This is a genomic window from Bdellovibrio sp. MYbb2 (assembly GCF_056175685.1).
The window spans coordinates 1,443,671-1,463,335 of sequence record NZ_JBJKJI010000001.1; the positions used below are offsets into that span (position 1 = coordinate 1,443,671).

Annotated in this window: 19 protein-coding genes; 9 read left to right on the forward strand and 10 right to left on the reverse strand. The window is 49.6% G+C overall.

Annotation, left to right across the window (positions count from 1 at the left end; genetic code table 11):
• Together AC04MQ_RS07005 and AC04MQ_RS07010 are read right to left on the reverse strand one after the other, a co-directional pair.
• Nucleotides 1-606, reverse strand: coding sequence for a YceI family protein (locus tag AC04MQ_RS07005; RefSeq protein ID WP_475391666.1), 606 nt, complete (start codon nt 604-606; stop codon nt 1-3).
• Between the two features lie 205 nt (nt 607-811).
• Complete coding sequence (locus AC04MQ_RS07010; protein ID WP_475391668.1) at nt 812-2,230, reverse strand: S8 family peptidase; 1,419 nt, start codon at nt 2,228-2,230, stop codon at nt 812-814.
• Between the two features lie 237 nt (nt 2,231-2,467).
• Here AC04MQ_RS07010 and AC04MQ_RS07015 point away from each other — a divergent pair, with 237 nt between their 5' ends.
• The 7 genes from AC04MQ_RS07015 to AC04MQ_RS07045 all read left to right on the forward strand — a co-directional run bounded on the left by AC04MQ_RS07015 (nt 2,468) and on the right by AC04MQ_RS07045 (nt 9,037).
• Nucleotides 2,468-2,989 (forward strand): NADH-quinone oxidoreductase subunit B, encoded by a 522-nt coding sequence (locus tag AC04MQ_RS07015; RefSeq protein WP_051026355.1) that lies wholly within the window; start codon nt 2,468-2,470, stop codon nt 2,987-2,989.
• Complete coding sequence (gene nuoD, locus AC04MQ_RS07020; protein ID WP_015092109.1) at nt 2,976-4,658, forward strand: NADH dehydrogenase (quinone) subunit D; 1,683 nt, start codon at nt 2,976-2,978, stop codon at nt 4,656-4,658. Before AC04MQ_RS07015 ends, nuoD begins: the two co-directional genes overlap by 14 nt.
• A gap of 11 nt (nt 4,659-4,669) precedes the next feature.
• Nucleotides 4,670-5,143, forward strand: a complete 474-nt coding sequence (locus tag AC04MQ_RS07025; protein ID WP_015092108.1) for a complex I 24 kDa subunit family protein — start codon at nt 4,670-4,672, stop codon at nt 5,141-5,143.
• Nucleotides 5,143-6,435, forward strand: a complete 1,293-nt coding sequence (gene nuoF, locus AC04MQ_RS07030; RefSeq protein ID WP_015092107.1) for an NADH-quinone oxidoreductase subunit NuoF — start codon at nt 5,143-5,145, stop codon at nt 6,433-6,435. The genes AC04MQ_RS07025 and nuoF overlap by 1 nt, the downstream gene beginning before the upstream one ends.
• Complete coding sequence (locus AC04MQ_RS07035; RefSeq protein ID WP_475391671.1) at nt 6,416-7,984, forward strand: NADH-quinone oxidoreductase subunit G; 1,569 nt, start codon at nt 6,416-6,418, stop codon at nt 7,982-7,984. Before nuoF ends, AC04MQ_RS07035 begins: the two co-directional genes overlap by 20 nt.
• Complete coding sequence (locus tag AC04MQ_RS07040; RefSeq protein WP_041577938.1) at nt 7,981-8,505, forward strand: NuoI/complex I 23 kDa subunit family protein; 525 nt, start codon at nt 7,981-7,983, stop codon at nt 8,503-8,505. Before AC04MQ_RS07035 ends, AC04MQ_RS07040 begins: the two co-directional genes overlap by 4 nt.
• 139 nt (nt 8,506-8,644) lie before the next feature.
• Entirely contained in the window at nt 8,645-9,037 is a 393-nt protein-coding gene (locus tag AC04MQ_RS07045) for an Ig-like domain-containing protein (RefSeq protein ID WP_475391673.1), read from the forward strand.
• Here AC04MQ_RS07045 and thpR read toward each other — a convergent pair.
• A complete protein-coding gene (gene thpR / locus AC04MQ_RS07050) occupies nt 8,987-9,616 on the reverse strand; it encodes an RNA 2',3'-cyclic phosphodiesterase (RefSeq protein WP_475391675.1) in 630 nt (209 codons plus the stop codon). The genes AC04MQ_RS07045 and thpR overlap by 51 nt on opposite strands.
• A gap of 51 nt (nt 9,617-9,667) precedes the next feature.
• A complete protein-coding gene (locus AC04MQ_RS07055; protein ID WP_080602428.1) occupies nt 9,668-10,645 on the reverse strand; it encodes a TerC family protein in 978 nt (325 codons plus the stop codon).
• Between the two features lie 95 nt (nt 10,646-10,740).
• Here AC04MQ_RS07055 and AC04MQ_RS07060 point away from each other — a divergent pair, with 95 nt between their 5' ends.
• Nucleotides 10,741-11,643, forward strand: a complete 903-nt coding sequence (locus AC04MQ_RS07060) for a LysR family transcriptional regulator (protein WP_015092101.1) — start codon at nt 10,741-10,743, stop codon at nt 11,641-11,643.
• Between the two features lie 41 nt (nt 11,644-11,684).
• Here the strand turns inward: AC04MQ_RS07060 and AC04MQ_RS07065 are convergent, their stop codons facing one another.
• The 6 genes from AC04MQ_RS07065 to AC04MQ_RS07090 all read right to left on the reverse strand — a co-directional run bounded on the left by AC04MQ_RS07065 (nt 11,685) and on the right by AC04MQ_RS07090 (nt 17,859).
• Nucleotides 11,685-12,098, reverse strand: coding sequence for a hypothetical protein (locus AC04MQ_RS07065; protein WP_235046151.1), 414 nt, complete (start codon nt 12,096-12,098; stop codon nt 11,685-11,687).
• Nucleotides 12,086-13,414, reverse strand: a complete 1,329-nt coding sequence (locus AC04MQ_RS07070; RefSeq protein ID WP_475391678.1) for a transglycosylase SLT domain-containing protein — start codon at nt 13,412-13,414, stop codon at nt 12,086-12,088. Before AC04MQ_RS07070 ends, AC04MQ_RS07065 begins: the two co-directional genes overlap by 13 nt.
• A gap of 219 nt (nt 13,415-13,633) precedes the next feature.
• Nucleotides 13,634-14,056: a hypothetical protein gene (locus tag AC04MQ_RS07075; RefSeq protein WP_015092097.1), complete on the reverse strand. Its 423-nt coding sequence runs from the start codon at nt 14,054-14,056 to the stop codon at nt 13,634-13,636.
• A complete protein-coding gene (locus tag AC04MQ_RS07080; protein ID WP_080602427.1) occupies nt 14,056-14,787 on the reverse strand; it encodes a 3D domain-containing protein in 732 nt (243 codons plus the stop codon). Before AC04MQ_RS07080 ends, AC04MQ_RS07075 begins: the two co-directional genes overlap by 1 nt.
• 144 nt (nt 14,788-14,931) lie before the next feature.
• Nucleotides 14,932-16,374: an adenylate/guanylate cyclase domain-containing protein gene (locus tag AC04MQ_RS07085; RefSeq protein ID WP_015092095.1), complete on the reverse strand. Its 1,443-nt coding sequence runs from the start codon at nt 16,372-16,374 to the stop codon at nt 14,932-14,934.
• An 18-nt stretch (nt 16,375-16,392) separates the two neighbouring features.
• Complete coding sequence (locus tag AC04MQ_RS07090; RefSeq protein ID WP_475391681.1) at nt 16,393-17,859, reverse strand: class I SAM-dependent methyltransferase; 1,467 nt, start codon at nt 17,857-17,859, stop codon at nt 16,393-16,395.
• Nucleotides 17,860-18,034: 175 nt separating this feature from the next.
• Here AC04MQ_RS07090 and AC04MQ_RS07095 point away from each other — a divergent pair, with 175 nt between their 5' ends.
• Nucleotides 18,035-19,564, forward strand: a complete 1,530-nt coding sequence (locus AC04MQ_RS07095) for a YiiX/YebB-like N1pC/P60 family cysteine hydrolase (RefSeq protein ID WP_475391683.1) — start codon at nt 18,035-18,037, stop codon at nt 19,562-19,564.
• The last annotated feature ends 101 nt before the right edge of the window (nt 19,565-19,665 follow it).

Genomic DNA, 19,665 nt, shown 5'->3' on the forward strand with positions numbered 1-19,665 from the left:
CTATTTTTTTGGAGCTGTTGGGGCTGCTGCGACCTTGGCTTCGCCATCGATTTCGATTTTGATTTTGTCGCCGACAACAAAGCCGCCTTTATCCATGGCTTTGTTCCAGTTCAGGCCGAAGTCCTTGCGGTTGACTTCGCCTTCGGCTTCAAAGGTGACCACGCGGTTGCCCCATGGATCCGTGACTGCGCCGTTATAGTCCACATCAAGTGTGACCTTTTTGGTGATCCCGCGGATGGTCAGGTCGCCTTCCACTTTGTCGGGTTTGTTTTTGTCGTATTTTACATTGGTGGATTTGAAAGTCATTTCCGGGAACTTTGTCACATCAAAGAAGTCCGGGCTGCGCATGTGTTTGTCGCGATCGGCTTCGTTGGTGTTGATCGATTCGGTTTTGATGGTCACGTTGATGTCGCTCAACTTCATGGATTTTTCATCGAACTCGAAAGTGCCGCTGACTTGGTCGAAGCGGCCTTTGACTTTTGAGACCATCAAGTGCGGAGCTGTGAAGGAAACATTCGTATGCGCTTTATCCACGTCAAACTTGGTGGCATAGGCTGAGGTGGTAACCAAAGATGTTGCGATGACGGAAAAAAGCAGGGTGCGCATACAGTATCCTTTCAGTTGTTCGTAATGTGCCCACGAGCTTGGGCAGATATCTACTAACTGTTTTGGATGGGCTGAACTTTTACAAATTAAGATGCTGAAAGTTTTTAAGATCGGAACAGAAGAGAAAATCCGGGATGTTGCGTGACAGATTTTGGGCAAAAAAAAGCCCGGTGCTTTGTCGGCACCGGGCTTTGAATTTCAGAACTTAGTAGTTCATCAAAGCTTTCACATCAAGCTTGCCGCCTGACACGGATTTGCGATCGAGAGCGTTGATCTTGCGAGCAGATCCGATGATCGCCGCTTTTACATCCTGCCAGGATTTTTCCGGGTGGGCAGACCAGTAAAGTGCCGCTGCACCAGCAACGTGAGGCGCTGCCATGGATGTACCATCCCAAGTGGCTTTGAAGCCAAATTTATCGATAACAGTATCGCTGTAGCTTTGTGCCACAGTCGTGGAATAAACCTTCACGCCCGGAGCACCGATATCCACAGACTTCTGACCCCAGTTAGAGAAAGAACCCAGACGGTCGGAAGAATCCAATGCCGCCACAGAGATGATGATGTCATGATCATAAGACGCAGGGTAAGCCGGAAGCTTGTCTGTATCGTTATCATAACCCACACCGCGGTGACCGTTACCAGCCGCTGCGATGAACAGAACACCTTTGTCCTGAGCGTATTGAACAGCATCACGCAAAGCCTGATTTTCAGGAGCGCCAGGCTCTTCACCTTCAGAACCCCATGAGTTGTTCATGATTTTCGCGCCGTTATCAACTGCATAGCGGATGGATTTGATAGCATCAGCCGTGGTCCCGCCGCCAGTCATGCCGATGAAACGCAAAGACATGATTTTCACATTCGGTGCCACGCCAGCAATACCTTTGCCGTTGTCGCCACGAGCTGCCACGTTGCCAGCACAGTGAGTACCGTGACCCGGATTGCCACCTTTGAACAAACCGTCCAAAGAATCCACCGCAAGGTCATAAGGTTTATTGTCGTTGGTCACAAAGTCCCAGCCGATCACGTCGTCGATGTAACCGTTACCGTCATCGTCGATGCCGTTGTCAGGGATTTCGCCGGCGTTTCTCCAAAGATTTGGCAGAAGGTCTTCGTGAGTATAGTCGACACCAGTGTCGATAACCGCCACGATCATTTCCGGATTGCCTTTGGTCACTTTCCAGCCGTCAACCACGCCGATATCCAGCATGCCCCACTGTTTGGAGAACAAAGGATCTGCCCCGGTTGTTGGTTGCGGAGCGTCAGGAATCGCCGGGTTGTCCTGGCGAGCGGCTGCACGAAGCTGAGGATTTCTTGAAAGCATCTTTGCCAAAGCGGCACGGCGAAGAGGATCTTCGATTTTATAATCTTCCAAAAGAGAGATTTTGTAGTTCGGCTGAACGTACTCGATTGCCGGATTCTTTTCCAAAGATTGAAGGCTCATGCGGCGGGGAGCTTGAACGCGAACCCAGGATTCGCTCAATTTTTCGACTTTTGCGCCCTGAATTTCCAATTCAACGAAGCCAGGTGCCAGTTTAATAAGCAAATCTTGCTTTTGAGAGTTGGCAGATGCCACTCCGGACAAAGCAAGAATGGCAGAAGCAACGTACAGTGCCATCTTCTTCATGTGGGTTTTCTCCTATTGTTTAAGCTCCCTAAAGTTTGTGGTTAAACGACAGGAGAATCAATTTCATTTGGCCCACTTTGGAAAGGCGCGTTGAAGAAATCGGCGAGGGCCGCCAATATATATATCTAGTTGTCAGGATTACGGTTTTTCAGTAACTACTTAATGATAGCTAAATGAAATTGCAGAGGTGTATTTATGCACAATGAACAAGTGCAGGGTTTGGTATCTCACGATGGGATGACCGGAACCCAAGCTGTAGATGATATGTCGCGAGGTTTTGCTTTCACGTCAAAGCTTGATGCTATTGTTGCGTGGGGAAGAAAAAACTCTCTGTGGCCAATGCCGTACGGTACTGCTTGTTGCGGTATCGAGTTCATGTCCGTGATGGGTCCCAAGTATGACTTGGCTCGTTTCGGTGCGGAAGTGGCGCGCTTCTCTCCACGTCAGGCGGACTTGCTTGTCGTCGCGGGAACCATCACCGAGAAAATGGCTCCGGTGATCGTGCGTATCTATCAGCAGATGCTGGAACCCAAGTACGTGTTGTCCATGGGCGCTTGCGCAAGCTCCGGTGGTTTCTACCGTGCTTACCACGTTCTTCAGGGCGTTGATAAAGTCATCCCTGTCGACGTTTACATCCCGGGTTGCCCTCCGACACCAGAAGCGGTGATGGACGGTATCATGGCTTTGCAGCGTATGATCGCGACACATCAACCACGCCCTTGGAAAGACAACTGGAAGAGCCCATATGAACAAGCTTGAAAATCTGAAACAGCTTCTGGCTGGCAAATTTAAAATTGAGAACTTCAAGTTCACTCACGCTGTTGGCGATGACGTGATTGAAGTTCCTAAAGAAGACGCTCCGGCGCTGTTGTTGTTCCTTCGTGAAAGCGGCCAGTTCGATTTCCTGATGGACGTGTGCGGTGCGGACTATCCAAGCCGTGAAAAGCGTTTTGACGTTGTTTACAACCTGTTTAACTCCAAAGACTCTTCTCGTCTGCGCGTGAAAGCGCAAGTGGGTGAGGGCGAGTCCATCGGTACAGTGATTCCCGCTTACCGTGGTGCTGACTGGTTCGAACGTGAAGCGTACGACATGTACGGTATCATCTTCGACGGTCACCCGAACCTGCGCAAAATCCTGACTCACCACCAGTTCGTGGGTCACCCTTTGCGCAAGGACTACGATGCGAACAATCAGCAGGCGTGCACAAACTCCCTGCCGATCCATTTCAACAACGAGCCGGGCTCTCCTGGTGACGTATTGAATGACAAGTATCTTCCATTGAACATCGGTCCTTCCCATACAGCGATGCACGGAACTTTGCGTGTGATGGCTGAAATGGACGGCGAGACGATCATCCGTTGCAACAACGAGATTGGTTACCTGCACCGTTGTTTCGAAAAAATGGCAGAGACTCACCCGTACAATCAGGTGATCCCTTACACAGACCGTCTGAACTACTGCTCTGCTCCGATGAACAATATCGGTTACTGCAAAGCGGTTGAAAGACTTTTGGGCGTGGAAATCCCGCCAAAAGCGCAGGCGATGCGTGTAATTCTGGCTGAACTTTCCCGTATCATCGATCACACGATCGCAATCGGTACTGGCGCGATGGACTTGGGGGCTTTGACCAGCTTCTTCTATATGTTCGGTATGCGTGAAAAAGTTTACGGTCTGTTTGAAAAACTTTGCGGTGCCCGTCTGACAGTGTCCATGACCCGTATCGGTGGTATGGCTCAGGATGCGCCGGAAGGCTGGTTCGACGAAGTTCTGGCTCTTTGCAAAGAAATCCGCAAAGGCACAGACGAAATGGCGGCGATGGTTGTTGATAATAAAATCTTCATCCAGCGTACTAAAAACGTCTGCCCGGTTTCTGCTCAGGATGCGATCCAGTGGGGTTACACCGGTCCGTTGCTGCGTGCCGCGGGTGTGAACCTGGATTTGCGTAAAGCTCAGCCATACTATGGTTACGACGCTTTGGATTTTGATGTTCCAGTTGGAACCAACGGTGACATCTATGACCGTTACCTGGTTCGTTTCGAGGAAATGCGTCAGTCCGTTCGTATCATTGAACAAGTCTGCAAAAACGTTCCTGGTGGCGATTACACAATCCGCGACAAAGGCATCGTTCTTCCAGAGAAAAAAGACGTTTACGGCAACATCGAAGGTTTGATGAATCACTTCATGCTGATCATCAAAGGTCTTCGCCCACCAGTGGGTGAAGTTTACGATGCGACAGAGGCGGCCAACGGTGAGTTGGGCTTCTATCTGGTCAGCGATGGTTCCGCGAATCCTTACCGTTTGAAAGTTCGTCCACCTTGCTTCGCGATCTACCAGTCTTTCCCGACTGTGGTTAAGGGTGCGATGCTGGCCGATGCGATTGCAACGGTTGCTTCCATGAACCTTATTGCCGGCGAATTGGACCGCTAGAGGAAACAACGATGTTTAAATTGTCTGATTCTGGCTTGGCTGCAGTAAAAAGTGAACTGGCTCGCTACGAAGCGAAAGAGTCCGCTATTATTCCAAGTCTTTATGTTGCTCAAAAAGAAAACAACGGCTTCATCACGCCGGACATTATCCGCCACCTTTCCCAGGTGATGGATATTCCGGAAGCACGTATTAATGAAGTCTTCAAATTCTACACCATGTTCAACCAGAAGCCCGTGGGCAAGTACCACGTGCAGGTTTGCACGAACATCTCCTGCGCGCTTGAGGGCGGCCGTGAAATGGCAAGCCACATCTGCCATGAGCTGGGTGTAAAATACAATGAAGTCACTGCTGACGGTCGCTTCACAGTTTCCAAGGTCGAGTGCCTTGGTTCCTGCGGAACTGCGCCGATGATGCAGGTGAATGACACCTATCATGAAAAGCTGACTCCAGAGACAGCGATGAATCTGTTGAGAGGTATGAAATAATGTCTGAAGTAAAAGTGCTTACAGAATTCTACCACCTGCCTGAATATCAAACTTTGGCGGGCTACAAAGCCAAGGGTGGTTACGAAACTCTTCATAAAGCCTTCAAAATGCAACCTCAGCAGATTATCGATGAAGTGAAAGCTTCCGGTCTGCGCGGTCGTGGTGGTGCGGGTTTCCCAACGGGTATGAAGTGGGGCTTTTTGCCGAAAAACGGCGAGCCACGCTATCTTCTGTGCAACGCCGATGAAGGTGAGCCAGGGACTTTCAAAGACCGTATGATGATGGAGCGTGCTCCACATCAATTGATCGAAGGCATGATCATTTCTGCTTTCGCGATCGGTTCCAATAAAGGTTACATCTATGTTCGTGGCGAATACGTATTCCCGATTGAATGCCTGAACAAGGCGATCAAGGAGGCTTACGCTGCCGGTCTTCTGGGTAAAAACATCCTGGGTTCCGGTTTTGATTTCGATCTGGATGTTTACCGTGGCGCGGGTGCTTATATCTGCGGTGAGGAAACAGGCATGATTTCCTCTTTGGAAGGTCTTAAAGGCCAGCCAAAATTGAAACCGCCATTCCCGGCAGTTCAGGGTTACCTGAGAAAGCCAACCATCGTGAACAACGTGGAAACTTTGGCGGCTGTGACTTACATCATTAAAGACGGCGCTCAAGTCTATCGTAAACACGGGACTGAAAAGTCCGCTGGTACCAAGCTGTTCTCTTTGTCCGGTAACGTAATGACTCCGGGCAACTTCGAAGTTCCACTGGGTTACCCGTTGATGGATCTTCTGATGAAAGAGGGCGGCGGTATGAAGCCGGGCCGCAAACTGAAAGCGGTTATCCCGGGTGGTTCTTCCGCTCCGGTTTTGACAGCTGAAGAAGTGGCGAAAGCAAACCTGGATTACGAATCCCTGGCGGGTCTGGGCACAATGCTTGGTTCCGGCGCGGTGATCGTGATCGACGATTCCCAGTGCATGGTTGATATGCTGGGTGTTTTGACTCACTTCTATGCCCATGAATCCTGCGGTCAGTGCACGCCTTGCCGTGAAGGTACTGGCTGGCTGAACAAAGTTCTTCATTCGATCCTGGAAGGCCGCGGCCGTTTGCAGGACATCGATTTGTTGATCAAAGTGGCTGATAACATGAAAGGTAAAACCATCTGCGCGCTTTCCGATGCAGCGGCTTTGCCGGTTCTTAGCTTTGTAACTAAATTCCGTGATGAGTTTGAATTCTACGTTCGCGAAGGACGCTCTAAGGTAAAAGGAACGACATATGCCGAAATGCACCATTAATGGCAAAGAAGTCGAAGTAAAAGAAGGCACGTCGATCATCGAGGCGATGCAACAGTCTGGCGATCGTATCGCTCACTATTGCTGGCACCCGGGTCTGTCTGTAGCCGGTGTTTGTCGTCTTTGCGTGGTGGAGATCGAAGGAAATCCACGCGTTCAGATCGCATGTAACACCATGGTTACTGAGGGTATGAAGGTCAACAACACGTCTGAAAAAGTTAAAGACGCTGTAAAGTGGGGCCTGGACTTCCACTTGATCAATCACCCGCTGGATTGCCCGATTTGCGATCAGGCCGGCGAGTGCGGTCTGCAGGATCAGTACATGGAGTACGGCAAGTACGATCCAGAGATGGCTGAAGCAAAAGTTAAAAAGCACAAAGTTGTGGATTTGGGACCAACTGTGGTTCTGGATTCCGAGCGTTGCATTCTTTGCTCCCGCTGCGTGCGTTTCACGGAAGAAGTTTCCAAGACCAACGAGTTGGGCTTGTTCAACCGTGGTGATCGCACTGAAATCGGCACTCACGACGGCATGCTTTTGGACAATAAATACTCTTTGAACACTGTCGACATCTGCCCGGTGGGTGCGTTGACGTCCAAAGACTTCCGTTTCCGTCAGCGCGTTTGGTATCTAAAAGACGGCGACAGCGTTTGTAACGGTTGCTCCACTGGTTGCAACATCAAGGTTTACTACAACAAAGAAGGCCTGTTCCGTATCAAGCCTGTTTACAATGAACAGGTGAACGGTCACTGGATGTGCGACAGCGGTCGTAACGCCTATAAATTCGTAAACCGTGAAGCACGCCTTGTTAAAGGTGTTGTTGCCGGGAAAGAAATGGCTCCAGGCGCGGCAGCGAAAAGCGCAAGTGAAGTTCTGAAAAGCACTTCCGGCGATGCTTTGGCGCTTGTTTTGACAGCTCAGTACACTGTTGAAGAGTACGAAGCGATCATCAAGACGTTTGTTGAAGAATTCAAAACCAAAAAAGTGTTCTTCTGGGTTAACAACAAAGAGACTTTCGACACCTTCGACGGTTTGTTGTCTCGCGGAGACAAGAACCCGAACACCAAAGGTCTTTTGAAAGTTATGGAAAAGTACGGCATCACGTCCACTTGGGCTGATCTGTCTGCAGGTCTTGCAAACGGCTCAATCAAAACTGTGGTTGTGGCGGGTCCGGAAAACCAAGCGGTATTCCCAGATTACAACGAAAGATTGAAAGAGCTTTCCAAAGCTCAGAATCTGATCTGGATGCAAGCGGGTAAAAACGACGCTTTTACGGCTTTGACTGGCAACGTTTGGATCATTCCAATGAAAACGTTCGTGGAAAAAGACGGCACATTCATCAACTTCTCCGGTCTTGAACAGAAGATCAAGAAAGTGACGAATGTGGTTTCTGAAGCGCTGACTTTGACAGAGGCGACTTTGTTGATGGTTGGCAAGAATCTGGCTCTTCCGACGGCAAATGCGGCATTCATGCCGAACAACCAGCGTGACGATCAGGTGACTTTGGAAGCTCGTAAAAAGAATGAGTTCGTGTTCAGAAGAGGTAGCCTATGAGCGTAATGCAGAACAACTCTGAAAAGTCGAAGTGGTTCCTGCCGGGGATCCTGGGTGGTCTGGCAACGACCATGAAGCACTTGCTGAAGAACTTGTTCAATCAGAAGAAAATGATGACCCTGAACTATCCAGAGGAGAAGTATGAGTACTCTCCTCGTTTCAAGGGCAATCACGTTCTGACGGTTAAAAAAGACGGTTCTTTGCGTTGCACGGCTTGTATGCTTTGCGCGACCAACTGTCCTGCAGAATGTATCAAGATCACGGCGGCGGAACACAACGACCCAGCGGTCGAAAAGTTTCCGATCAGCTACGAGATCGACATTCTTCGCTGCGTATTCTGCGGTTTCTGTGAAGAAGCCTGCCCGGTGGATGCAATCCGTTTGGGCCCTGAATGGCAGACTCCAGGCGTGAATGGTGCAAACTTCATCTACGACATCAATCATCTGGCATACCGTCCAAATCTTAAGGGCGGCATCCTGACTCACGTCGATGATCAAGAACGCCACAAAGCCGGCATCTAAGCCGCGGCCGCTCAAAAGGTGCCTGGTTGAAATTTCTGGCTATAGTGCATTAAAGAATAAAAGGGAGTCGAAAGACTCCCTTTTTGTTTGCCCGCGCTTTGGTTCCCCTGCCAGACTTAAGTCATAGAAGGGGGATTCTATGAAAAAGTTTTTGATGGCGATCGCTTTGGTTTTGGCTCCGGCATTTGCTTTGGCGGATGTGGCTGTTCAGCCGCTGAATCTTGAAACGAAAGCTCTGGATCAGTATCTTAATTATAACTTCGGGACTTCTTTTGTTCATTCTGCCAGATTTCAGGATTTCATTCTGACGGCCAACGGCCCTGATTCCACATTCATTCGTGGTATCAGTGTTCAGGGTTCTTTCGCATATCGCGTGGACACCAACTGCCCGCAGATCCTTATGCCGGGGCAGCAGTGTGTGATCCGTGTGATCTTCAGCCCCTCCACGACCGGTGGTCACTGGGGTGATGTCACTGTTCACCTACGTGAAAGTAATATCTATATCCGTTTGTTCGGGAACGCCATCCGCTAGGTCGGCGCTTCCGATCAGCTTGCAACGGGCGAGGGGCTTGTACACTGGGAAGGCCCCTTGCAGTGTTGATTCATACAACACGATTTCCGTGACATGAATTTTGCCGAAACTTTTGCGTTTAAACGGCGAGATCATATCCTTCACACTTCGCGGATTGCGAAGTCTTCCAAAAGTCAGATGCGGTGAAAATGCCCGCTCTTCAATTTGCGGCAGCAGATTTTTTTCCACCAGCTCGCGATCCAGAGCTTCTTTGAATTCATTCAGACTTCTTTTGTTCTGCACACCCAGCCACAGAACCCGGGCGTCGTGTTCGTTTGAAAACGCACCGACATCCTCGATCTTCAGATCAAACGGGGCAAAGTTCTGGCACACGCTGGCCAGCGCTTCGGCAACCTTTTGAACTTCGTCTTCGGGGCGGTCACCTAAAAAAGTAATAGTGACGTGGTAGTTGTCCGTCGGGACCCACTTCACGATTATTTCACGGCGATCAGCATTGATTTTGAGTTTCTTTAAGGTCGGCAGAAAGGTGTCTGCCAAAGGATCGGTAGCGTTGAGAGCAAGGAACAGTCGTCTGGTCATAAAGCCCCCTCATAACTATGATCGCTGTTATGAGGGGGCTTGTCTAATGGATTAAGCTTCTTTTTTCGGGAACATCAGGGAAGCGGCAATAGAGCCACCGATGAACGCGAAAATGATTCCCAAAGAGATGCCAATCGGGAAGTGGCCGCCGAACAACTTGTTCAGCCATACCATCTTCAGGCCGACAAAGATCAGGGTCAGAGCCAGGCCGTACTTCAGCAGGTGGAATTTATCAACCACACCCGCCAGCAGGAAGTACAGGGAACGCAGACCCAGGATCGCAAAGATGTTGGATGTGAACACCAGCAAAGGCTCTTTCGTGATAGCGAAGATCGCCGGCACGGAATCCACCGCAAAGATGATGTCCGTGAACTCCAGGAACACCAGGGCAATAAACAATGGAGTCGCCAGTTTCACGCCGTTTTCTTTGATGAAGAAATGATCTTCATGCATGCGATCCGCAACGCGAATATGCTTTTTAAGCCATTTGATCAGCCAGTTTTGGGACGGGTCGACCTCTTTGTCCGGCTGGAACATCATCTTCACACCAGTGATGATCAGGAATGCACCAAAGATCAGAACCACAGCCTGGTATTGCATCAGGACGGAGCCAAGCGCGATGAAGATCGCACGGAAGATCAGGGCGCCCAGGATACCATAGAACAGCACGCGGTGCTGGTACTTGGCCGGGACCGAGAAGAAGCTAAAGACCACGACAAACACAAAAATATTATCGATGGACAGCGACTTTTCAATCACATAGCCGGTCAGGAACTCCAGCCCCACCTGTTTGGCGATGGCGGGCGTTTCGGGGTAAAGATGCAGGGTGTAGTAGTACAAACCCAGATTGAACAGCATCGCGATGGACACCCAAACAATCGACCAGATCGTGGCTTCCTTGAAACTCACCGTATGTGAGTGTTTATGAAATACGCCCAGATCCAGGGCAAGCATACCTATGACAAAGGCGATGAAACCTGCGTAAAACCACCAGAAGTCAGCAAAAGGGAATAGTAACGTTTCGGACACAGTAAAACCTCCAGAGCGCAGTATAAAGACTTTTGGATGTTTTAAAAATTAGATATTCTTTATTAAGTTATTCGCTAAAAGCAATGAGGTGAAACATGCCCGTTCGTATCGAAAATCAGGTTCAATGGCTGAACTACCATCATCTGCACTATTTCCACGTTATTGCCAAAGAGGGCAGTATCGCCAAGGCCGCTGAAAAACTGAACATGGGTCAACCGACTCTTAGTATTCAATTAAAGCAGCTGGAAGAGTCGTTGGGGAAGAATCTTTTTGAAAGACGCAAACAACGCCTGTTTTTGACAGAAGCCGGGAAGATTGCCTATGAATACGCCGATCAGGTGTTTCGCCTAGGGGCGGAAATGGTGGAGGTTCTGCAGGACCGTTTGCAGAACAACCGTGTGCACGTACAAATCGGAGCGCTGGACAGTGTACCCAAGCCGATCATTTCAGAAGTGGTGTTGCAGGCCTACAAACAAGGGAACTGTGCGGTTTCAGTTTTGGAAGGTGCCAGCAACGATTTGCTTCGCGAGCTCAGTGCCCATCAGATTGATCTGCTGCTTTCCAATTATCCTCCGAACGTGGACTTCCAGACTGTTTATGCCAAATCCATCGCAAAGCTTGATGTGGTTGTGTGTGCCTCGGCGAAGTACAAACATCTGCGTCGGGATTTTCCGTATTCACTGGAAGGTCAGCCGTTTATTTTCCCGACCATTCACAGTCGTCTGCGCCGTGATCTGGAACATTATTTCTCAATCAATGGCATTCGCGTGGACCGTATCGCAGAAACTCAGGACACCAGTTTGCAAAAGCTGCTGGGGCAAGAGGGTGTAGGGCTGATTCCGATTGTGGAAGTCGCGGCTTCAGATCTGATCCGGGAAAAAAAGCTGGTGGTTTTGGGCACTCTGCCGGGGATCTATGAAGAGATCTGGCTGATGGCGGCCAACCGCAAGATCGATAATCCGATCGCGGCAAAACTGATGAAGGGTTTCACTTTATAAAAGAAAACGGCGGGGAGACCCGCCGTTTGTTTTTTAGTTTGTTAAGTGCAAAGAGCGGAAAGGATCTTAAGGGCTTCCACCGCTTCCGGGACCACACCGCCATCACGGCTGGTGGAGTTTTCAATGTGCACCTTCGTGGAGTTGCAGGACTTTGCCGACACCTGGCGCATGCGGATCAGGGCGACGTAGTTGTCGAACTCAGTCAGACTGCGGTATTCCTCCAGACGAGGATCCGTGTCCGGCGTGGTTTCAATGTCAGGTAATTCAATGGTGTTCAGTCGTGAATACAGGAAGTCCTTATAGGATTCCAGCTGGCGCAAACGCACGGAAGTGTCACCTTCCAGCTGCATGGCATTGATCAGCTCGTCCGTCGCGCGGTACGTTTGCAGGTCCTGAAAAGCCATTGCGGAATTACCGGCAAGAACGAAAGCCAGAATCATCACTAGTTTACGCATGTGCCACCTCCTACTGCGTTTTCGATATTATTCAAAGTTTTTGTGATCTCAGGGAAATAACGGGACGTTTCCTTGCGGCGAGCGCTGGACTTATTGGCGCTGGCCGGGAATTTTTGCATGTACTGCTGCATCTGCTGGATGAACTGATCAGCGTTGGTTACGGTTTTGCCTCTGTAGAATGAATTCAACAAAGTTTTTGCCGGTGTCCAGGTGCCAGCCGGGCCCGTGTTATGGGACCAAACCATCAAAGCACGTTTGATTTTGTTCAGGTCAAAGTCCGACATGCGGAACTTGTTTTTGTAGTTCTTGTTTTCAAAGATCATGTTGTTCATGTCTGCTTTCACGCCTTTAAGATAAGCGTAAGTGTAGATCATGTTCTTCATCGGGTTGCCGTTTTTCAAAGAGATACGGTCGCAGGACTGGGCCTTTCCAGCGCGCATTGGTTCCATTTTGTCGAGCAATTCCATGGACAGGCGGCCGCACAGCGGGTTCTTGTTGCCTTCCAAAGAGATGCGAACAGCATTCAGTTCGTTGGAGTTCACATCCTGAATTGCAGGGGCGGTGAACTGGCCGATACCACCGGCTCCGGTGCCGCTCATCGCGTTGACGTGGAAGCCGGATTCAATGTTGATCAAAGCATAAACGGCGCGAACATCCAGATTCTGGGTTTCTTCATCCTTGCCCGGAGCAATAAAGTCCTTCATGCAAGAACTGACCAGTTCAAAGCTGTTGTTCACCATCTTGAAATAATTCTCAGAGATACAAGGTCGGAATGCCTGGCGGGCAGCTCCTGCGGCGTTACACTGACGGAAGGTTTTGCTGCTAACACCAAATTTCGTGTTCATACCCATCTGAATGCACGAAGCTTTAATGATGGAGTTTGATTTGATCGGAGCACGGATCAGATCACCCAAAAGACTGCTCTGGGATTCCACGGCCGTTTTCATTTCCGCTTCCAGATAGTTGTTCTGGGCATTGCACTGCATGTAGCGCATGTTGCGGATTTCCTCCTGGCAGGTGTCGCAGTTGCGATTGGCAACGTTGTCACCCCAGCCAAACAGGCTTTGGAAGCTTTTGGTTTTTTCAATTTTATCCAAGGCGTGCTCAATAATAGGAATCGGCTCAGAAGCTGTTTCGTCTATTTTATTGTTTTCAGTCATGGATTTGGAGGATCCCAGGGTGAATGGCGCGGCCAGACCCTTTTCTTCCTTGGAAGCCAGTTCCATATGGAAGTCCACAGGTTTCATATTCCAGCCCATGCTAAAGCAAAGGGTTAGAAACAGCATTTTGTACAAATGGGGTGTGGTAGCTTTCATGAAGCCTCCTCACGGCCTTAAAGAGCAAGAGGTCTGCCAAGGGGATTCCACAATTATCAAGGACTTGCGGGGGTGATTGCTGTCTCAGAGTGAGACCGGGGGTGTGAAAGGCCTAAACGGTCATCGGGGTGTCAAAAGGCTCTACATGTGAAAGAGGGCTTTAAAAAAGAAAAAGGCCCCTGGAAAGAGGCCCTTTGCGCAGTCGTCTTTTATGTACTCTTATTTGGTCTTTGCTGTTTGAACCGCAGCCGTCGCATTGCGGTTTTCTTCTTTTTGGTTGGCGTGCAGATTCAGAACCTCGATGCGCAGATCTGCGAACTCTTCGCATGCCGGGATCAGTTCTTTTTCCTGGCAGGAGTTGTACAGCTTTTTGCGCATTCCATCCCAAGTGGCATACCACTCGGAACCTTCATCGAGCTTTTCCTTGTTGACGTAATCCAGAGAGGGAATTTTCTCTTTCAGGGTTAGCAGCTTTTGCAGGTAAAGGTCCTTCTGGTCCTGCTGCAGGTCTGCAAATTCGTCATAAGATGACATATAGAATGGTGGTTCATTCATGTCGATGGATTCCGCGGACCATGAAGTGTTGGACCAGGCAAGAAGGGCCGTGACTGTAAAGAGGGTCCATTTGTTAAGTTTGCTCATTAGCGGGATCCTTTCTTGTAAGACTGATAGGAAGCGATGGAGCGTTTGCTGCTGTAAACGTCCGACAAGATATCTTCCAACATCGCCAGAGAGTTCTGGTAATCATAAGAGTTGCGTCGGACGGTGCTAAAGCTCTTAGTGCAGTCGTTGACATCCGTCATGCGCAAGTCTCTGCTGCCTTTGTATCCAAATACGTTGTCTTTATCATTCAGGCCATAAGAGCCCGTGAACATATCGAAGCGGTTGGGACCTTTGATCGCTCCACCCGTGTCATGCACAATCAGGTACCCAGGATGGATGACCGTTTTTCCATTGGGCATACGAATTCTTTTTCCTTCAAGGGCGGGCATTCTAATAATGTCGCCCATGCTGTAATAGCGTGGGTCTGCAGCTACAGAAAAGAACGGGATCAGGCATTTGCCACTGGCGCCGAAGGCGGTATCACAGGATCCCAGGCTGCGTGTTTTACCTGTATAGGTCAAAAGACGGTTGCCAGACAGAGTGCCAGAACCCTGCATGCGCACTTGTTTCAGGAACTTCTTGCAGGGTTTGGAGCCGGAACAGTAGTCCTTGATATGAGGAACGAAGTAGGTGCTGGTGGTTGCGATGCCGCTTTTGCACAGCTGGGAACTGCTGGCATTGGCCGTCGCCACCATGGCAAAGAGAACAAAGGGTTTATAGAGCCACTTCGGAGTTTTAATATGTTGAATGAGACATTTGAAAGTTTGCATACTGCTTAGTAAAGCAAAATAAGGCCCACTCGTATTGGCTCTGAATTGCAGCTCAGTGGTTGGCGATTGGACAGTGTATGTCAGTCTTTACATATTCTCAGGATGAGATGTTTTGTTCCCGGTAAGGCACGGAACGGCGGGGTTCTATAAAGAACTGACCGCCTGAGTTTCCGCAGCTTCGTAACCGCAGGTGCGGCACTTCATCACGAAGTGGCCCTGGGCATTGGTGTCCAAATAAAGGATTGAATCCGGGCAGTGAGGGCAAGAGCTTGCTGAAACATCCTTGCGCACGATCGGTGCCTGATTCAATTCAAAGACATAGTGAGTGTCGCCTTCAAAGCCTTTGATCACGCGTTCACCGATGTTTTTTACGGCGAAGCCTTCCGACTGCAGAGTCTGGGCGATATCAGAATCAATCAGGATCTGATCAGGTTCAGCCAGGTTCGTCAGACGGGAAGCAAACGGCAGCGGGGCACCGATAGCCGTGTAAGAACGGAAGAATTTTTTATTGCCGTAAAAACCGACGTTGGCGTATCCAGCAGAAATACCGATGCGAATCTGCATTTCTTTTTTCCAGTTCATCAGATAGAACTCGCGGTCCTGGCGAAGGGCTTCGCGCACTTCCAAGGCAGCCAGGCAGGTTCTTTGTGTGTAGTCCCCATAGCGGATCGGATCGTTGGCAAAAGCCAGAATGCCGTCGCCTTGGAATTTGTCGATAGTGATGTCGTATTTCAGGAAGATACTGACGACCGTGTCCATGAATCTTGCCAAAACAAGATCCACCTTGGCCTGATCCAGGCGGACCACGCGTTCAGTAGAACCCACGATATCCACGAAGATGGCGCAAATCTGCGCACGGCGGACGCCTTTTTCAAGATCCACTTTGCCTTCTCGGATGGCTTGCACCACCTGCGGGCTGAATTGGGTGCTTAAAGTGTTCAGGCGGACGGCTTCTTCGGTTTTGGACTTAATGATGTGATCGCGGTTGGCGATTTCGGCCTTCAGGGCCAGACGGCTGTTGATTTCGCGCATGCGCAGCTGTTCGTGGAAGAAACGAATCAGGAAGCAAATCACGATAGAGCCGACAATAAAGAATGAATTCAAGACCACCGGCCACAGATCCGGAGCGGACTGGATTTTCAGAGCGGTGAACAGATAATAGGGCAGATAGATTCCCAAAGCGGTGGCAACAAAGAAGCCCGTGGAAAACGGAATGAACGACAGTCCTCCGATAGCCACCAGATTCAATCCGGCGTAGTAGCCGGTGCCCACGTCAGGAATGAAATAGATCATGATATTGATGGGTAAAGCGATGAGGCCCGCATACAGGGCGGCAAACCACTGCGCGCGGGTAAAGCTTTGTTCCTTGCGCAGTTCGTACTTGGCCAGCATACACAGAGGTATTATGGACAAGCGCAAACCCAGGAACTGCCATTTGAACTGGGGAACGTAAATCAGATCGGCAATCCAGAAAGCCATGAACAAAGGCACGGCCATCCAGTTTGCAATGACTCGCAGGACAGATCTGATTTCTTCAATCACCTCAAACTCGCGCATTTGTGAGGTGGTGATTTCTTTCCCCAGCATTCAGTTCCTCAAAGCTTCCTATTTCTGAATCACAACAAACAGATTCACACCCAGAGGCTCTTTTTCCACCCAGATCTTGGAACCCATGCCTTTGAAAATACGCAACAGGTCTTCTTCAGAGCGGTAAATCAGATGCCAGTCCAGAACCAGTTCCATGAACGGCACACAAGGGTTGTCCTTGCTGAAGTTGCCGATCACGACATGGCCGCCTGGTTTTACAGACGCCAGCATTTTTTGTGCTGCCATTTGCGCCACAGGTTCTGTGAAGTAATCAAACAGGCCGGCAGAATAGATCAGATCGTAATCTGTCTCGGGGCAGCCAGCCGCGATCACGTTGCGGATCGCCATATTGTTGAATTTGAATTTAAAGCCGGATTTCACAAAGCGCTCGACTGAGTGCAATTGTCTTTGTGCGTGTTTCAAAGATTCTTCATCCTGATCCAGGCACGTGAATTCAGCCGGGCGGCCATAGTAAGGGGCCGCATTTTGCAGGAAGATCTGCTGTTCCATTGCCGGGCCGCTGGCCACGGAAAGAACCTTCACCGGCGCTGTCGGCGGAGTACGCTCAAACAGCTGGGTGATCTTTTCAAACAGGTACTGACCGCGGTTTTTCACCGCCGCACCGGCAGGTTCGTCGATGAAGTATTTGTGCATGCACTGGTCAAACAAAGTTTTCCCAACCAGTTCATCGCGATAAAGGTGATTCATCATTTCATAGTCACCGGCATAGCCGCGTGGTTTGAAATACGCACGATTGGCAAATGGAGCCCCGTAAACCAAGTAACCCACTTGTTCACGGGCAAAGTCCGTGGCCCATTTCATTTGCTCAGGGGTGAAGTTTTTCACAAGTTTCGGAACATCCGCGTATTTCATCGGGATGACCTGGCCCAGATAATCAGACACAGAATCAGCAATCGTCATGCGATAGTCTTGAGCTTCTTTCCAGCTGTCGACCGGGGATTCTTGTTCCAGCTTGTCGATGCGGGATTTCAGTTTTTCCAGCCAGTCTTTCATTTCATAGACAAAGGTTTTGAATTCTGCCGGCAGTTGCGCCAGATGCATGGCATATTCAGTCTGGGCGCTGATGACTTCAGAAGACACTTCCAATGCCTTGATGCGGTCCACTTTTAAAGGTTCACCCAGAACCTCAAAGCCCACGATCATTTCGCCTGTCACTGATTTACTGTGATTTTCAGAACGTGCCCAGCGCAGGGAGACGTTCTGGGTTTGGATGTTTTTGTAGATAACGTCGGCTTCAAAGTGCGGGTTTTTGTCCCACCAGGCTTTCAGGTCCGCGTACTCGGCTCCTGGAACCAAAACAGCGCAACCAAAAGCGCTGATGTTCAGAACTTCCAGATTGCGACCGGGAATATTAAGGAAGCAGGCTCCAGGCTCAATATCATTGCGATCCTGACGAATCACTTTTTTACGTGTGTTTTCATCGATCTGGAAAAATTCCTGCTTCATAGCGCCGTTGCCGCTCATGCTGACTCCTCTAAGTTGAAATATCTGATGTAAATCTAAGCAAAGCTCTTATCGTACACATGGGCGACCAAGAATACGGGACCAAGGGAGGGGCGGGGCGCTTATTATTCTTTGGTCCAGTTAGTTTTGTTCCCTAAGTGACCGAAAAAGGAAGGGACTAATTAGGAGATTATTTATGAATAGGGTCGTTTTATTGGGTGCCGCTGCGGCGGTGGGTTTGGTTACGGCCTGCACTTCGCCATTTAAGTCTGAAGTTAAAACCTATCGCCATCCGGCCAGCACGGATGAACTGATCACCGGCAGCCGCAAGGTTCTGGCTGACATTGGCAATCCTCAGGTTTTTAACGCAAAGACTTGTGCCAGCTTTGTGAACAAGGTCACAGATTATCTGTATTATCTGCCGGCAGATCATTTCCTGCCCAAAAATGCCACGGAAGTGGAGCAGTTGAAATCCATCGGCCCTGAGGTGATGGACACTGTCTTCCAGATCCGTGTGGCTTTGCATGACAAGTTGCAGGAGTTCGAATCCCGCAACGAACTGAGCAAAGAGTGTATTCTGGAAATGCGTGAAGGCTTCCAGTATGCGCGCTTCTCGGAAGAGTATCTTTTGGACTGGCTTTACACCAACAAGGTTTTCACATTTAAAAAGACCCCGATCATGGTGAATGAAAAGCCGCATACTTGGACAAATCCGAAATTCTCGGGCTTTGAGCTAAAAAGCGGCGACGTGCTGTTGATCCGTGGCAAGTCCTATGTGTCCGCGATGATTGCGCGAATCTCTGACGAAGAAGGCAATTTCTCGCACTTGGCAGTTGTCGGTGAAGACAAGGCCGGGAAAAAGTACATCGTTGAAGCTTTGATTCAGTACGGGGTGATTGTGACTCCGCTGGAAAAATGGCGTCAGGCCGAAGATGCGCGAGTGGCGCTGTATCGTCAGCCGGATGAGGTCCTGGCAAATAAAGCCGCTCGTTTCATGTATGACCACGCCAAAGGCGCATTGGATCGCAAAAAAGGCATCCGCTATGACTTTGCCATGAATGATGACGACTATTCAGACTTGTTCTGTTCTGAAGTTATCCGCATGGCTTACGACAAGGCCTCCGGTGGTCAGTTCATCGTTCCAAAGTATCGCAGCACAGTTTCCAAGTTCAAAAACACGGACTACCCGCGTTCTTTGGGTGTGACCAAAACCTCTTTGTTCTCGCCTTATGATATCGAAGTGGATCCAAGATTCGACTTCGTGGCTGAATACCGCTTCATGCCTCTGCTGCGTCAGGTGCGTATGCAGGATGCGGTCATGCAAAGTGTTTATGGCTGGATGATTGATAAGGACTATACGTTCCACTGGGCCCCACAGCACAGCGTGAAGGCTTACTTCGCCAAGATGGTTCGTCAGTTCGGCGTGGCGAAAGATACGTTGCCGAAGTACATGCCTGTGGACAGCATTAAAACCAATGTTCAATTTGAAGCTGTGGCGACTCAGCTTGAAAAGAACATTTATGAAAAAGAAAAAGAGTTTTATCAGAAGAAAGGCTATCTGCCTTCCTTCCAGGACATGCTGGAGATCAACGAAGCTTACCGTGTTGCTGATTGTAAGAAGCACCAAGAGTATCGCAAGCAGCCCATGACCGTGGATAACAAGCCCCTTCCGGACGAGTCGAAGTTCCACTGGTTCTTCTATAATAAGAGCAAAAAGTGTGAGTAATTAGGATTTCCATATCAAATGGAAGCGCTGAAAGCCGCCACCTGTCTCAGGTTGCGGCTTTTGGCTTTTTAGGGCTCCATACTGAATCCATAGTCCCTTGA